Origin of the sequence: Mycobacterium innocens (assembly GCF_900566055.1) — a bacterium.
GTDB classification, from domain to species: Bacteria; Actinomycetota; Actinomycetes; order Mycobacteriales; family Mycobacteriaceae; genus Mycobacterium; species Mycobacterium innocens.
Genome location: NZ_UPHQ01000063.1, coordinates 1 through 12,994, shown reverse-complemented (window position 1 = coordinate 12,994; position 12,994 = coordinate 1). Strand labels below are relative to the sequence as shown.

Annotated in this window: 10 protein-coding genes and 2 pseudogenes; 5 read left to right on the top strand and 7 right to left on the bottom strand. The window is 65.4% G+C overall.

The genetic code is table 11. The annotated features are described in order from the left end of the window. The first annotated feature begins 38 nt into the window (after positions 1-38). Positions 39-773, top strand: a complete 735-nt coding sequence (locus EET03_RS07880) for a glycosyltransferase family 2 protein (protein WP_099194059.1) — start codon at positions 39-41, stop codon at positions 771-773. A 100-nt stretch (positions 774-873) separates the two neighbouring features. On the opposite strand, the gene EET03_RS07875 is transcribed toward EET03_RS07880, so the two are convergent. After that, a complete protein-coding gene (locus EET03_RS07875; protein ID WP_075541911.1) occupies positions 874-1,965 on the bottom strand; it encodes a glycosyltransferase family 4 protein in 1,092 nt (363 codons plus the stop codon). Positions 1,966-2,453: 488 nt separating this feature from the next. On the opposite strand from EET03_RS07875, the gene EET03_RS07865 reads away from it, so the two are divergent. The 3 genes from EET03_RS07865 (at position 2,454) to EET03_RS07855 (ending at position 5,414) form a co-directional block, all read left to right on the top strand. Next, positions 2,454-3,347 (top strand): class I SAM-dependent methyltransferase, encoded by an 894-nt coding sequence (locus EET03_RS07865; RefSeq protein ID WP_099194058.1) that lies wholly within the window; start codon positions 2,454-2,456, stop codon positions 3,345-3,347. A 147-nt stretch (positions 3,348-3,494) separates the two neighbouring features. Beyond that, positions 3,495-4,484: a Gfo/Idh/MocA family protein gene (locus EET03_RS07860; RefSeq protein ID WP_075541908.1), complete on the top strand. Its 990-nt coding sequence runs from the start codon at positions 3,495-3,497 to the stop codon at positions 4,482-4,484. Between the two features lie 105 nt (positions 4,485-4,589). Further along, a complete protein-coding gene (locus EET03_RS07855) occupies positions 4,590-5,414 on the top strand; it encodes a class I SAM-dependent methyltransferase (RefSeq protein WP_082274533.1) in 825 nt (274 codons plus the stop codon). A 10-nt stretch (positions 5,415-5,424) separates the two neighbouring features. Here EET03_RS07855 and EET03_RS07850 read toward each other — a convergent pair whose 3' ends face one another. The 5 genes from EET03_RS07850 to EET03_RS07830 form a co-directional block, all read right to left on the bottom strand. Continuing rightward, positions 5,425-6,315, bottom strand: coding sequence for an FkbM family methyltransferase (locus EET03_RS07850; RefSeq protein ID WP_075541907.1), 891 nt, complete (start codon positions 6,313-6,315; stop codon positions 5,425-5,427). 177 nt (positions 6,316-6,492) lie between these two features. Continuing rightward, the gene (locus EET03_RS07845; RefSeq protein ID WP_075541906.1) at positions 6,493-7,455 is read right to left on the bottom strand and encodes a GDP-L-fucose synthase family protein; all 963 of its coding nucleotides are present in this window, start codon (positions 7,453-7,455) and stop codon (positions 6,493-6,495) included. Then, positions 7,452-8,486 (bottom strand): GDP-mannose 4,6-dehydratase, encoded by a 1,035-nt coding sequence (gene gmd, locus EET03_RS07840; protein ID WP_075541905.1) that lies wholly within the window; start codon positions 8,484-8,486, stop codon positions 7,452-7,454. Before gmd ends, EET03_RS07845 begins: the two co-directional genes overlap by 4 nt. A 328-nt stretch (positions 8,487-8,814) precedes the next feature. Beyond that, positions 8,815-10,143, bottom strand: a complete 1,329-nt coding sequence (locus EET03_RS07835) for a nucleotide disphospho-sugar-binding domain-containing protein (RefSeq protein ID WP_425271508.1) — start codon at positions 10,141-10,143, stop codon at positions 8,815-8,817. 136 nt (positions 10,144-10,279) lie between these two features. Then, on the bottom strand, positions 10,280-11,563 hold the full coding sequence (locus tag EET03_RS07830; protein WP_075541904.1) for a glycosyltransferase: 1,284 nt from the start codon (positions 11,561-11,563) through the stop codon (positions 10,280-10,282). A 434-nt stretch (positions 11,564-11,997) separates the two neighbouring features. On the opposite strand from EET03_RS07830, the pseudogene EET03_RS07825 reads away from it, so the two are divergent. After that, positions 11,998-12,773 (top strand): annotated as a pseudogene (locus EET03_RS07825) (permease); the annotation flags it as partial. Between the two features lie 21 nt (positions 12,774-12,794). On the opposite strand, the pseudogene EET03_RS07820 reads toward EET03_RS07825, so the two are convergent. Beyond that, a pseudogene (locus EET03_RS07820) lies at positions 12,795-12,994 on the bottom strand (IS607 family element RNA-guided endonuclease TnpB); the annotation flags it as partial.

Below are 12,994 nucleotides of genomic sequence, written 5' to 3'. Positions count from 1 at the left end.
AGGCCGGCTTGACCGCTGCTGAAACAACGAAAGCCGCCATGGCCGCACCAATGTTTTCCATCATCATCCCCAGCTTGAACGTGGCCTCGGCGCTAGGGGTTTGCCTCGAGAGCATCGCCTGCCAGACCTTCCGGGACTTCGAGCTGGTACTGGTCGACGGCGGCTCGACGGATGCAACCCTCGATATCGCGAACAGCTTTGCCCCCAACTTCGGCGCACGCCTGGTCGTCCGTTCCGGCAACGACCGCGGGGTCTACGACGCGATGAACCGCGGCGTGAGCCTGGCTAGCGGGACGTGGTTGCTCTTTCTGGGCGCCGACGACGCGCTGTACGAGGCGGACACCCTGGCCCGGGTGGCCGCTTTCATCGGCGAACATCATTCCAGCGATCTGGTATATGGCGACGTGCTCATGCGCTCAACCAAATTCCGCTACGGCGGCGCCTTCGACCTCGATCGCCTGCTGTTCAAGCGCAACATCTGTCATCAGTCGATCTTTTACCGCCGCGAGCTCTTCAGCAGCATCGGCCCCTACAACCTGCGCTACCGGTCGCTGGCGGACTGGGACTTCAATATCCGCTGCTTCTCCAATCCCGCACTCGTCACCCGGCACATGGACGTCGTCGTCGCACGCTTCAACGAGTTGGGCGGACTCAGTAATACCTTCGTAGACAAGGCTTTTCTCAAGCGGCTGCCGATCACCACTAGATTCGGCATCAGGCTGGTCATCATCGCGGCGCGCTGGTGGGTGAAGTGGCGGGCTCGCGATGACTGAGTCCGGCCAGGACCGAGCAGAAACTAACCCTGTTGCTGCCCAAAGTGATTCGGCCAGACACCGCCGCGACCGGCATCACAACATCGGATAAGGCTGCGGCTCAGAGTATTTCGCGATAGATCCGGGCCGTCTCCGCCGCGTTCTTGTCCCAGGAGAACGCCGGGAGCCGTGCATAGCCACGCTCGCGCAGATCGGCGCGCAGGCTCTCGGTCGTCACCACGCGTTCCAGAACCGTGCGCAGCTCCTCGGGGTTATCCGGATCGAAGAAGACGCCGGCATCCCCGACCACCTCTGGAATTCCGCCCGCATTGCTGCACACGACCGGGCAGCCCTGGCTCATCGCTTCGAGCGGGGGGATCCCGAAACCCTCGTACCGCGACGGATAGACAAATGCGGCGGCTGTCCGGTAGCGCGCCGCCAGCTCCTCGTCAGACCCGGACTCGAAGCGCACCCGCTCAGTGACTCCCAACCGGCTGATCTCTTTCTGCTCGTCGCGCAGGAACGGGGGGCCGCCGAAGGCGATCAACTCGAAATCCCGCAATACCGGCGAATTGCTGTAGGCGCGCAGCAGGGTGGCGAAGTTCTTGTATCCCCCGCGACGCCCGACGTAAAGGATCGTGGGCCTGCGCCCGCCACTGTCGACTGTCGTGGTGTTTTCCTGCACGGCCAGCGAACAGGCAAGGTGCACAACGCTGGCGCGGGCCGGGTCGATGCCATAGAGACGCACGAGGTCGTTGCGCGCGCTTTCGGAGACGCAGATCACATGGTCGGCGCGATTGACAGACGCGCGTTTGGCGGCGATCGCCAGTTTGGCCATGGGCGGCTTGAACAGCTCGTGGATCATGTCGAAGATCGTCACCACCCGGCGCCGCGCCTTGCCGACGGGCTTGAAGGGGTGCCAGGTCTCGTGCAGGATGTCCGCGTCGGACTTCGACCACGCGAACGGTGCCACAACCTGGTTAGCAAGTTCGACGAGAACCGGAGCGCCTTTGAAGGTGTACGGCACGTACTTGCCATGGGTGAAGCCACGGGCGGACTCGGCCGCCAGATAGGCATTCATATAGAAAGGCGCGACGACGGACACCTCCGACACCGTGTCGGCAGGTAGGCGGCTTGCCAGCTCGAAAAAATAGCGCGACACACCGCCGTATCGCTGGATGGCGAAGATTTGGTGATCGAATGCGACTTTCATAAGCGCTCGGCGCCCACCACTGTCTCGACCGCCTTGACGACAGCGCTCATCCGGCACAGCACAGTATCAAACCTCCTGGATATCTCCCGCGGCATCGTCGAGCCCGGAAGAAGGACAATCAGAAGGTACGCCACGGTCGCCGCGATGAACGAGCCAACCCACCCGGCCGCGGCACCCCCCGGCTTCACGATGCCGGCCGAGTCGTCGGGGTGCGGCGTATCGAGCCCGAAAAGTGTTCTGCCCTAAGGCAAATAGTTCTCCCACCGGCTCCCGATGCCGAGCCGCCGACATCCTCGAGCCGGGCCGAGATTGGTGCGGGAGGTGACTACCGGATGCCGTCGCCGGTTTCTCTGCCGCAGCTGCCGGCGGCGCCCGCTTTGCACACGACGGCACTGCGGCAAGGCTGCACGATCCGGGGCTCTTTGCGGCAAAGGCAGACGCACACCAAAGGTCGGTTACCATCTGCGGGTGGATCTGGACGCAAAGCTATGAGCTATCGCCTGTTGTTTAGGCAACTCGCACTGGAACTCTCCTACCGCACGGTTCGTCACTGGTTCGGCACGCGCACCGTCATCCGCGACGTGCAAGGCGTTTCACTGGCGATGCCGTGGTATCACCGGCTTCCGGACTACGCCCGCCTGTTCCCCACCTACGGCCAGAATCTGATCGACCTGGCGGTCGGCCTCGCCGAGACCGACAAGCCGTTGGGCGTCATCGACGTAGGAGCCAACATCGGTGACTCCGCCAGGCAGCTCCTCGCCGAAGTCGACGCCCGCATCCTGTGCATCGAGGGAGACCCCGAATACCTGCCGTACCTGGAGCGCAACGTCGGGTCGGATGACCGCTGCGTGATCGAGTTCGGCCTGTTGCTCACCGACACTGCTACGGCCTCCGGTCTCGGTGCGGTCCGAAAGGGCGGCGACACCCGCTTCGCCCAGGGCGGCACCGGCGGGGCGGCCGCCGCGCTGACCGTGGCCGAGCTGCCGAACCGTCACCCCGAACTGCCGCCGATCAGGCTGGTCAAATCGGACACGGAAGGCTACGACACGATTCTGGTCCCGGCGCTCGCGCGAGCCTACGCGGATACCCGCCCATTGCTGTTCTTCGAGTATTACCCGGAGCTGACCCGGATGGCCGGGGTCCCGGACCCGACCGTGGTGTGGGGGGAGCTGCAGACCGCCGGGTACTCCTATGTGGGCATCTGGGACAACTTCGGCAGGCCGGTTCAGGCGCTGCCGATCGATGAGGTGCCGGCCACAGCCGCGGTGCTGGACAGGCGGTATGCCGAACGCGGATATCACTACTGGGACGTCGCGGTGGTGCACGCCGACGACGGCGCGGGCCGGGCCGTGCTGGACCGGCTCTTCGCCCCCGCCCGGTAACGGATAGCCACAGTCACCGCCGCTACCGGCATGCCTCCTCCTCACCGGCAGGGTTCTCCTCCGCGACTGCCGTACCAGGCACCCTTCCCGCGCCCTTCCCGCGCCCTTCCCGCGTTGACGGCCCGCGTCAGGTGCTAGCGTCGGTCCGTGTCTCGACAGGTCCGGATCGGTATCCTGGGCGCCGCTCGTATCGCCCCTTTGGCGCTTGTCAAACCCGCCAAGGGAAATGCCGAGGTTGTGGTGGCTGCGGTGGCAGCACGCGATACACCGCGTGCTCAGGCCTTCGCCGCCAAGCACGACATTGCCCGGGTACATGAAAGTTACGACGCGCTGATCAGCGACCCGGATCTCGACGCGGTGTACAACCCCTTGCCGAACAGCCTGCACGGTCGGTGGACCCGGGCGGCCTTGGCCGCCGGCAAGCACGTGCTGTGCGAGAAGCCGTTCACCGCCAACGCCGCCGAAGCGCGCGAGATCGCCGAACTGGCCGCGAATTCCGGTCACGTGGTGATGGAGGCATTCCACTATCGCTATCACCCGCTGACGCTGCGCGTTGAGGAAATCATCGCCTCGGGCGAACTGGGCAAGCTGATCCGGGTGGAGGGCAACCTGTGCTTCCCGCTGCCCAAGTTCTCCGACATCCGCTATAACTACTCGCTGGCCGGCGGTGCGACGATGGACGCCGGGTGCTATGCGGTCCACATGGTCCGCACCTTCGGCGGTTCGACCCCGGAAGTGGTTTCCGCGCAAGCGAAATTGCGCGATTCGCAGATCGACCGCGCCATGACGGCCGACTTGCGGTTCGCCGACGGACACACCGGCCGGGTGCGCTGCTCGATGTGGTCGACCGATCTGATGCAGATCAGTGCTCGCGTCGTCGGCGACAAAGGCGAGCTGCATGTGCTCAACCCGGTGTTGCCGCACTCTTACCATCGGCTCTCGGTTCGATCGGCCGACGGAAAACGGGTAGAGCGGTTCCCGCGCCGCGCCTCCTACGCGTATCAGCTCGACGCGTTCGCCGGCGCGGTGCTGCGCGGCGAACCGGTGAAGACCACCCCCGAAGACGCGATCGAGAACATGACCGTCATCGATGCGATCTACCGTGCTGCCGGCCTCCCACTTCGCAAGCCGGCCTGAGCGCTCATCCGGGCGTCTCGAATTGGCGTCACTGTCGTCGCGCAGTGTACGTTGTGCCACGTGGTTGCGTCCCGGCTTGTTGACTCTTTCCTCAGATTTGTCCCGGTGCCTCTGCTGATCAAGGCCGGGCTATTCGTGCGGTATGCCCCAAGTGATGTGCTGGACAAGCTCAACGGCCGTAGCGACCCGCTGGTCCCACCACGCCGGATGGTGGGCGGCGGGTCTCGAAACCCCGCGGCGCCCGGCCCATTTCGCGAATCTGGTGACGAGTTCTTGGGCCTGCTGCGCGACTACGGCCAGCTTGAACCGCACTACCGCGTCCTTGACATGGGTTGCGGAATGGGCCGTGTGGCTCGTCCGTTGACCACATTTCTCGACCCGGCCAAGGGGCGCTATGAGGGCTTCGACATCAATACCGCCGAAGTTCGCTGGTGTTCGGAGAACTACGCGTCGCATCCCAACTTCCGCTTCCAGCGCGCGGACATCTACAACAAGATGTACAACCCGAAGGGCACGGTGCAGGCCGAGAAGTTCACCTTCCCCTACCCCGACGCGAGTTTCGAGCTGGCCTTCGCGTCGTCGCTCTTCACCCACATGCCCATACCGCAGGTGGCTCGCTACCTCGCGGAGACTGCACGAGTACTTGCCCCCGGCGGGCGCGCGCTGCTCACCCTCTATGTGTGGAATCAGGAATCGCGGGAGCTGGTTGCGCAGGGCAAGTCGGCTCTGCCGTTTCGTCCACACGACGACCTGATCGTGATCACCCCATTCGTCCCCGAGGCGGCCATCGCACTTCCGCAGGAAGACTGGGATCAAGCCGTCCGCGACGCCGGCCTCGAACAGGTTGGTGATGTGTTGTGGGGAAGCTGGTGCGGCAGAACGGCTTCCACCGCCTACCAAGACATGGTTGTGCTGCGTAGGCCGGAGTGACCTTCGTTCATCACAGCTGCTCTTCGGCGCCCGTCCGGGTGTTGACCACCGGCGCCCCGCGCAGTGCAGCCAGCCGCTGTTCGCCGCGGAGGTAGGTGCGCCGGCCCTTGGCGTCCCGGGAATCGGCGAACTTCGACACCACGTAGCCTTCGGCGGCGGTGAGCGGCGTGAGGCCGTGGGGCAGGTCGGATCGGATGAAGTAGGCGTTGTTGCCCGCGCTGTTGCTGCCGACGAAGTCGTATCCCTTGGATCGGGCCAGGTCGCACAGCGCCGGCAGGGACGCGCCGAAATACAGATTGCCGAAGCGTCCCGCTCTGCTGAACTTCGGGTCGTACGGGACCGTGATCGCGCGCTCCGCCCCGAATACGCTGTTGTATTCGATGATGGCGATCCCGGGGCGCACCGCTGTCAGCCCGCGCCAGACCCAATAGTCGTTGCCGTCGATGTCGATGTGCAGAAGTCCGATGTCGCCTTCGAATCCGTGGTCCAGCATCAATTGGTCGATGTTCTCGGCGGTCACGACGGCGCAGACGCTCTGCAGATCGTGCAGCAGGGAAATCGTGTCGCGCCTGCTGGCATGGACTTTGCGTCTCGAGCTGTCCAGGACCAGCCCGCGCCAATTGTCGTTGAGCAAGAGAAATCTGGTGTTGGCCTCCTGGTAGCACCCCACCCCGAACTCGACGAACGTCTCACTGAGGCCCGGCAGGCGGTGGATCAGCCATTGGATGATCCCGTCGTCGCCGAACTGGCTGAACACCGAGAATTCCACGTCGGCGAACTCGTTGATCGATTCCAGCTCACGCACCCGCCAAGCCAATTGCCGTCCGATGAGCATGCGCTGCTTGGCCTCGCCGCTGCCTAACAACTCGGCCCACATAGCGATCTTGCTGAAAAGACTCACGTTGTCCTATCCGAGTCCTATCCGAGTCCTCCGGGTCCTATCCGGCCGGGTAAGTCGCCGAGATCGGCGTCACCGCGGCAGTTTTCGGCGTGTCGTCGCGGTGACGTCGGTGTCGCGGAGTACCGGCTCAGCACGCGAGCATTACGTCACCAGGCACGGCTGCCGCAATGCACGCAGTCATTTCCGTACCGCGCCGGCGTTGGCCCGATACCACGCGACCGTGGAGTCGATGCCCTCGCGCAGCGTGATCCGGGATTGCCAACCCGCCTCCCGTAACACCGACACATCCAACAGTTTGCGGGGCGTTCCGTCCGGTTTGGTTGGATCCCAGTCGGTTTCGCCGTTATAACCCACCGCGCCGGCCACCATCTGGGCGATCTCGCGCACGCTGTGGTCGACGCCGGTGCCCACGTTGACGGGATTGGGTCCGTCGAAGTGCTCCAGCAGGTACAGACATGCGCTCGCCAGATCGTCGACGTGCAACAGTTCGCGGCGCGGAGTTCCGGTGCCCCAGTTCGTCACCTTCGGCACGCCGCCGGCTCTGGCCTCCTCGTACCTGCGGATGAGCGCCGGCAGCAGGTGCGACGTGGACGCCGAGAAGTTGTCACCGGGTCCATACAGGTTGGTTGCCATCACAGAGATCCAGGCCAGGCCGTGTTGGCTGCGGACCGCCTGGACCTGAAGGAGGCCGGCGATCTTGGCGATCGCGTAGGTGTTGTTCGTCGGCTCCAGCGGGCCGGTGAGCAGCGCGCTTTCCTTGATGGGCTGCTCGGCGAACTTCGGATAGATGCAGGAGGAGCCGAGGAACAGCAGCCGCGGCACCCGCGCGGCCACCGCGGCGTCGAGCAGGTTGACCTGGATTTGCAGGTTTTCGGACAGGAAATCAGCAGGATAGGTGCTGTTGGCCAGGATGCCGCCAACCTTGGCCGCGGCGTCGATGATGACCTGAGGCCGCGACTCCATAATGAAGTCGAATGTCGCGGCCCGATCGGTCAGGTCGAGTTCCCGGTGGGAGCGCACCACAAGATTGGTGAATCCCTCGGCTTGAAATCTGCGCAACAGCGCGGACCCGGCCAGCCCGCGGTGTCCGGCGATATACACCGGAGCGGCACGGTCAAGGACGCCGGTGAAGGTGTTCATTCTGGTCCGCATGCCCGGTCGGTGAGCGTCGGCTTGTCGATCCACGGTTTACCTTCACACTCCAGCGCCGCGATGTCCGCGTCCACCATGATCCGCGCCAGTTCAGCGGTATGTATCGACGCCTTCCACCCCAGCGTTTGGGCGGCCTTGGTCGCGTCGCCAATCAGCGAATCCACCTCGGTGGGACGTAGATAGCGTTCGTCGAATCGCACGTGCTTCTCCCAGTCGAGCCCGCCATGGTCGAAGGCGGTCTGGGCGAACTCGCGCACCGTGTAGCCGCGTCCCGTCGCCAGCACGAAGTCTTCCGGTTCGGACGTCTGCAGCATCGCCCACATTCCGTCGACGTATTCGGGTGCATACCCCCAGTCGCGAACGGCGTCGAGGTTGCCCAGGTAGACATGCGACTCGAGACCGGCCTTGATCCGCGCCACGGCCCGGCTGATCTTTCGGGTCACGAACGTCTCACCGCGCCGCGGTGATTCGTGGTTGAACAAGATGCCGTTCACCGCGAACAGTCCGTACGCCTCTCGATAATTGCGCGTCACCCAGTACGAGTACACCTTTGCCGCGCCATAGGGCGATCGTGGGTAGAACGGCGTCTGCTCACTCTGCGGCGGCGGCGACGCGCCGAACATCTCCGACGAGGACGCCTGATAGAAGCGGCATTCCACTCGGGAAAGCCGAATGGCTTCGAGCAGCCGGATGGATCCCATGCCGGTGGTGTCGCCGGTGTGCACCGGTTCGTCAAAGCTGACGCGCACGTGCGACTGGGCCGCAAGGTTATACACCTCGTCGGGGTCGATGGTGCTGAGCAGCGTCACCAACCGGGTGCCGTCGGTGAGATCGCCGTAGTGCAAGAACAATCGCGCGTGCGGGTCGTGCCGGTCGACGTAGAGGTGATCGATCCGTGCCGTGTTGAACGTCGAAGCCCGGCGGATCAGCCCGTGAACCTCATATCCCTTGCTGAGCAACAATTCGGCGAGGTAGGAGCCGTCCTGGCCGGTGATTCCGGTGATCAGCGCGCGCTTCACCGGATTCCCGCTTCGGTTGGTGCCTGCTGGTCACCACATTTCCGGCATCCCATCGTGGCCGTCTCCACTTCTTGTTATGCCTTGGCCGCTGCGGCGGGGGTCGCCGTCAGCTTGATGCGGCGTGCGTTCGCAAGACCGTCCTCGTGCCCGCTTCAAAGTACAGGACATATTCGGCCGCGCGAATCAGGTTCCCGACCCTAGTTCCATTGACCGCGGCAGACAAGTTCTGACCGTGCCGGGCGGCGTCGTCCCGGCAATCGATCGCAGGGACGGGGTCGTCTGTCACCTCGCCGCGCCCTACGGTTGTTGGGGCAGAACACAGTTGCCCCTACCGCCCTTCGGTCGCGACGCCTCGGGCCGCGTTCTCGGGCCTGAGGTGCAACGCGGTGTGGACGTGCTGTGCGAACCCGTCGAAGTCGCGGCCCAAAGCATCGGCCAACCGCAGGGCGGCCTGCCGATAGCCGGTGTCACCGAGGGCCTGCCGCACGGCATCAGCCACCCGGCGGCTGCTGAGCCGTTCGGTTCGCAGCAGCATCCCGGCACCGGCGCGCTCGAGGGCCTCCATGTTCAGATGCTGGTCGAGGTTGCTGGCGATCCCGACCACCGGCACCCCGGCCAGCAAGGCCTGCTGCGTCGTCAGGCTGCCACCATTGCAGACCACCACCGCCGAACGGGCCGCGGCCGCCTCGCCCGGCAGATAGTCGGCCACGAACGCGTTGGCCGGCACGTTGCTCAGGTCGCTGCGATCGGCCGTGGCAGCGATCACCGTCACCGGCATATCAGCCAGCGCGTCCAGCACCACCTGCAACAGATTCGTGCCACCCGAACTGCCCAGGGTCGCATAGACGATCGGCCGGTCGGCCGGCAGCGAATCCCACCAGGGCGGCGGCCGCACCGCGGGCGACCACAGAACCGGACCCAGATACCGATGGTTGGCCGGCAGATCATAGGTCGGCACCAGCTCGGGCACGTCGGCGTAGAGCGTGTAGTCCCCGTCGGTGAAAATGCGGCACAGGTTCCACCCCAAAGTCGGCAACCCATGCCGGCGCCTTACCCAGTTGAGCGGCAGGCAGTAGAGGGCGAAGATCAGCGGGCGGTACAACCAGAACAGGAATGTGACCAGCCTGACGCCGAGCACCCGCGTCCACAGCGTGTCCGGCAGCGGAAACCGGCGGCGGGCGTAGGGACTCCAGTAGGCGTTCGCGATGGCGATATAGGGGATGCCGGCCAGCCGGGCGCTCGCCGAGAGCGACAGCCGGTTGTCGCCGACGACCAGGTCCGGCGCGATCTCGGCCAGCACCTTGCGGTCCTCCTCGACGTACCTACGCAACGTGCGCGTGTTGTAGAAGAGTCGGCCCTGAGCGATCTTGGCCAGCACCCGCTCGCTGGGGATGGTGTAGATCGGGTGGTGCTGAAACGGGAGCGGGCCCAGCAGCTTGTTGAATCGTGGGTCGCAGGCGAAGTGGACCTCGTAACGACTCGGGTCCAGCGACCGCGCCAGCATGTACGGCCGCACGACGTGGGACAGGGTCGCGGCTTCCCCGATGAACAGGATCCGCAACCTGCGGCCGCCAGGCTCAGAAACGTGCGGTTCGGTGCTCACCGATGCACCATCCTCATTCGCGCCCTCCAGACACCGCTCAACGACCCGACGCAACTCATGTTCCGTTCTCACGTCGTTGGCGACCGTTGATCGTTACCCCGGGGCCGCGGCCGTAGAGTACACGCCCGACGCATTCCCCGGAAAATCCGGGCAAACCGCGGACACCCGGCGGCCTGGCGCGGTCGGTGGCTCAGCCGGTCCGCAGATTTCGCTGCCAGCCGGTCGGTGACGTCACGCTGTCGGGCCCGAGGCGCAACGCGGTGTGGACGTGCTGTGCGAACCCGTCGAAGTCGCGCCCCAAGGCATCGGCGAGCCGCAGGGCGGCCTGCCGATAGCCGGCGTCACCGAGGGCCTGCTGCACGGCATCGGCCACCCGGCGGCGGCTGAGCCGTTCGGTTCGCAGCAGCATCCCGGCACCGGCGCGCTCGAGGGCCTCCATGTTCAGGTGCTGGTCGAGGTTGCTGGCGATCCCGACCACCGGCACCCCGGCCAGCAAGGCCTGCTGCGTCGTCAGGCTGCCGCCATTGCAGACCACCACCGCCGAACGGGCCGCGGCCGCCTCGCCCGGCAGATAGTCGGCCACGAACGCGTTGGCCGGCACGTTGCTCAGGTCGCTGCGATCGGCAGTGGCCGCGATCACCGTCACCGGCATATCAGCCAGCGCATCCAGCACCACCTGCAACAGATTCGTGCCGCCCGAACTGCCCAGGGTCGCATAGACGACCGGCCGGTCGGCCGGCAGCGAATCCCACCAGGGCGGCGGCCGCACCGCGGGCGACCACAGAACCGGACCCAGATACCGGTGGTTGGCCGGCAGATCATAGGTCGGCACCAGTTCGGGCACGTCGGCGTAGAGCGTGTAGTCACCGTCGGTGAAAATGCGGCACAGGTTCCACCCCAGAGTCGGCAACCCATGCCTGCGTCGGACCCAGTTGAGCGGCAGGCACTGAAGAGCGAACAGCAACGGGCGTTCCAGGCGGTACAGGATCCTGACCAGCCTGACGCCGAGCAGGCGCGTCCACAGCGTGTCCGGCAGCGGAAACCGGCGGCGGGCGTAGGGACTCCAGTAGGCGTTCGCGATGGCGATATAGGGGATGCCGGCCAGCCGGGCACTCGCCGAGAGGGAAACCCGAAGGTCGCCGACGACCAGGTCCGGCGCGATCTCGCCCAGCACCTTGCGGTCCTCCTCGACGTACCTGCGCAGCGTCCGTGCGGCGTAGAAACGGCCCTGGTTCAAGTTGCTGAGGAACCGCTCGCTGGGGATGGTGTGGATCGGGTGGTACGGAAAAGGCATCGGCCCCAGCAGCGGGTTGTACCGCGGGTCGCAGGCGAAGTGGACGTCGTAACGACTCGGGTCCAGCGAGCGGGCTAGCACGAACGGCCGCACGACATGGGCCAGGGTCACCGCCTCCGCGATGAACAGGATTCGCACCCTGCGGGCGGCAGGCTCGGGTGCGTTCGATGCGATGCTCATGCCCGCGTTCCTTCTCACGTCCCCGGCGACCGTTACACGTTACGCCGCACCCCGACGCCGTAGCGTACCCGCACGACGCCCCCCGCACTCGGGGAAATCCGAACAAATCCGAACAATGTGGGCCCAGGCCGTCGGGGCCGGCGGGGCCAGTGGGGCCGATCGCCGATCTGGGTGATGACATTGCGAATCCGAAAAATCCCGGCTGGCGTCGTCGACGACGACGGCAGTACCCGGCCAGGCGCGGCAACCCGGATCCGCGCGCTGCCGCCGAAAAGCCATGGCGCTTGGCGTGCCGACAGAGCTAATCTCGTTGCACGCCAGAGGTTTAAGAGCGGCGATGTCGTGTCGGAAGCAGCGGTTCCCAGGCGCCGGACGGAAACCTTGACATATCCCCCACTGGGGTATATCTGGCTCGAGTGGGCGCAGCCGCCCATATGATCGCCGCCGAATATGCAATCGAAGCGGAGGGCGGGGTGGCGGACAAAGTGCTAGCAGCGGTGGGCCATGCATTGGCGCTGGCGGGATCTATGACGTGGGAAATCTTGTGGGCGCTGTTCCTGGGCTTCGCGTTGTCGGCGATGGTGCAGGCCGTGGTGCGCCGCGAGACGATTGTGGCCCTGATGGGTGACGACAAGCCCCGCACATTGGCGGTAGCCGCCGGGCTGGGGGCCGCGTCGTCGTCGTGCTCGTATGCGGCAGTGGCGCTGGCGCGGTCGCTGTTTCGGAAAGGCGCGACTTCACCGCCGCCATCGCATTCGAGATCGGTTCCACCAATCTGGTCGTGGAGTTGGGCATCATCCTGGCGTTGTTGATGGGCTGGCAGTTCACCGCCGCGGAGTTCGTCGGCGGCCCGCTGATGATCATCGTGCTGGCCCTGTTGCTCCGGCTGTTCGTGCGCTCCCGGCTGATCGATGCCGCCCGTGAGCAGGCCGACCGCGGACTCGCCGGCTCCATGGAAGGTCACGCCGCCATGGATATGTCGGTCGGCGGAGAAGGCTCGTTTTGGCGGCGGCTGTTTTCCGGGCGGGCCCTTACCTCGGTCTCGCACGTGTTCGTCATGGAGTGGGCGGCGATTCTGCGGGACCTGATCGTGGGCCTGCTGATCGCCGGAGCCATCGCGGCGTGGGTTCCCGAAACCTTTTGGCAGCACTTCTTTTTGACTGACCATCCGGTCTGGTCGGCGCTGTGGGGACCGATCGTCGGCCCGTTGCGAGTGAGTGATCTTTAGTGGTCACGCGACTCGCACCCCATTTCGGGGTTGTTCGGCAGCCTTGCGGCTGCGTCCCTTCCGCGCTTCACAGCCACCGGCCGGGCCAGGCCCGGTCTTACGGTCGGCTCCACGCTTGACGGCGGCCCCAACTGGGCCGACGACGCTAATGGTGTCCTCGTAGCGTGCGAGGTTGATCGCGGCGTTGTCATCACGTTGGTGTG

Excerpts from the sequence above, each read along its gene's own strand:
- EET03_RS07865 (WP_099194058.1), top strand. The coding sequence starts at position 2,454 with ATGAGCTATCGCCTGTTGTTTAGGCAACTCGCACTGGAACTCTCCTAC.
- EET03_RS07880 (WP_099194059.1), top strand. The coding sequence starts at position 39 with ATGGCCGCACCAATGTTTTCCATCATCATCCCCAGCTTGAACGTGGCC.
- EET03_RS07830 (WP_075541904.1), bottom strand. The coding sequence starts at position 11,563 with ATGAGCATCGCATCGAACGCACCCGAGCCTGCCGCCCGCAGGGTGCGA.
- EET03_RS07875 (WP_075541911.1), bottom strand. The coding sequence starts at position 1,965 with ATGAAAGTCGCATTCGATCACCAAATCTTCGCCATCCAGCGATACGGC.
- EET03_RS07845 (WP_075541906.1), bottom strand. The coding sequence starts at position 7,455 with ATGAACACCTTCACCGGCGTCCTTGACCGTGCCGCTCCGGTGTATATC.